The following is a 2,285-nucleotide window of genomic DNA, read 5'->3' as shown; positions in this document are numbered from 1 at the left end:
TGTGCGACGTGAGGTCGCACATTTTCAGTGGTTGCATGGAGTGGAGGTGGCGCCCTTCGGGACGTCGCATGTGATCCGGGTCAGTGTCCATAAGACCCGTCCCCACCGTGGCGTGCGTCGTTGGTGACGACGGGGTGCGAAGCCCACGGGAAAGCCGAAGCCGTGCTGTCAGTCTGCCGACGAGCGGCGGGTGAGGGGAAGGCTTGGATGGGTGAACGTAAGTGAACCGTCGATGAGCTCTCGTTAGCTTTAGGCCCCCTCATGGCAGGCGTCGGGGGTTTTAGGAGCAAGCCGGTGTGAGTCCGGCAGGTGGCATCCGCGGCATGCTGCGTGGGTGTGAGGACACCACCGCTCCCGGGGGAAAGGCGGCACCCTGCCAGGCCGTATCTGGAAGGTGCGGAACACGGAAACCCCGTCGCGCGCCGAGCATGCTCGGTGGGCTTCCTCGTGAGAGGGGTTGACGCGCGCGGCGGGAACAGGATGGCTCAAGAAGCGAAGGCCGGGACGCCGTAAGGCACTGGGAAACGCACGGCGAGTGGCCGCTCCTCCAGCGGTCGTCGGACGATAACCACCCGGATACCGGACCTTGTGTCCGGACGCGAAAGCGGGGCTGACGTGAGCCAGGTGAGTCGTGGAAGGAAGGTGAGGATGCGTAGGGAACTGCGGGGGATGTTGGACGCCACGGCGAACAGATCCGCAGACGTGGACGCCGACTGGTGGGCCGGGATCGACTGGCCGAAGGTCGACGCAGACGTACGTGCGTTGAGACAACGGATCTTCATGGCGGCGAAGGACGCGAACCCCCGGCGGGTTCGTAGTCTGCAGCGCCTGATGCTGCGGTCACGGGCCAACGTGCTCGTGGCGGTGCGGAGGGTGACGCAGACGAACAAGGGACGCGGCACTGCTGGGGTGGACGGCGTCGTCGTGCTCGACGACGAGTCACGGGCCGCGATGGCCGTGTGGCTCATGGAGAACGCGATGACGACGACGCCCTCGCCGGTGCGGCGAGTGCACATCCCGAAGGCGAACGGCAAGCGCCGACCGCTCGGTATCCCCACGTTGACCGACCGCGCCGTCCAGGCGATGGTCGCAGGCGCTCTGGAGCCTGAGTGGGAGGCCCGCTTCGAACCGGACGTCTACGGCTTCCGGCCAGGACGCGGCTGCCACGACGCCATCGAGGCGATCTTCGTTACGTGCGCAGGAAAGACCCGGCACCGCATGTGGGTGCTGGACGCGGACCTGACAGCGGCGTTCGACAACATCGACCACGACCACCTGCTGGCCATGCTCGACGGGTTCCCGGCCAGGGAGCACGTCGCCGCATGGCTGAAGGCCGGGGTCATGGAGCACGGCGAATATCTGCCCACCGAGGCAGGAACGCCCCAGGGCGGCATCATCTCGCCGTTGTTGCTGAATATCGCGCTGCACGGGATGGAGGAAGCCGCCGGGGTGCGCCGACACGCTCCGCACAAGGTGGACGTCGGCGACCGAGTGGTCAAGGGAGCACCTGTGCTCATTCGCTATGCGGATGACCTGGTAGCACTGTGCCACTCGGAAGAGGAGGCTCTCGCGGTCAAAGAATGGCTCGCAGCCTGGTTGCGGCCTCGGGGCCTGTCGTTCAACGAGGACAAGACACGGATCGTGCACCTGTCCGAGGGGTTCGACTTCCTGGGGTTCAACATCCGCCGCTACCCGAACGGGAAGCTGCTGACGAAGCCGTCCAAGACCGCGATGCTCCGGATGCGCGCTCGGCTCGGTCAGGAAGTCGCGAGACTCAACGGCCTTCACGCTCAGGCGGTCATCGGGACGCTCAACCCGATCATCAAGGGGTGGGCGAACTACTACCGCACTGGAGTCTCGCAACGGTCGTACAACCTGATCGACAACTGGCTGTTCCAGCGCCTGTGGCGCTGGGCGCTGCGACGCCATCCGAACAAGGGCCTGCGCTGGATCAAAGACCGCTACTGGGGTCGCTACCGCATCACGCGCAGCGACCGCTGGGTCTTCGGCGACCGGGACACCGGTCAGCACCTCACCAAAGCCGCATGGACGCCGATCGTCCGCCACATCAAGGTCAAGGGCCGGGCGTCACCAGACGATCCTGCTTTGACCGAGTACTGGCACCGACGGCGTCGACGACCACCATCACTCCCTATGCCTTCCGCTGCCCTCGGGCTTGCTTGAGCCGGATGCTCGGAAACGGGCACGTCCGGTTCTGAGGAGGCCCCGGCACAGCAATGTGCCGGGGCTATCCGACTCTTCGCGAAGAAACACCGGTGAGCGTG

The 2,285-nt window shown here is 65.8% G+C and carries 1 protein-coding gene; it reads left to right on the top strand.

Going from position 1 to position 2,285, the window contains the following annotated elements:
* The first annotated feature begins 648 nt into the window (after positions 1-648).
* Positions 649-2,184 (top strand): group II intron reverse transcriptase/maturase, encoded by a 1,536-nt coding sequence (gene ltrA, locus APR04_RS30235; RefSeq protein ID WP_253878347.1) that lies wholly within the window; start codon positions 649-651, stop codon positions 2,182-2,184.
* The last annotated feature ends 101 nt before the right edge of the window (positions 2,185-2,285 follow it).

The sequence above is a fragment of the Promicromonospora umidemergens genome, assembly GCF_024171995.1.
GTDB classification, from domain to species: domain Bacteria; phylum Actinomycetota; class Actinomycetes; order Actinomycetales; family Cellulomonadaceae; genus Promicromonospora; species Promicromonospora umidemergens.
Note: the sequence above shows the minus strand (reverse complement) of the source record. Positions and strands in the feature narration are given on the sequence as shown.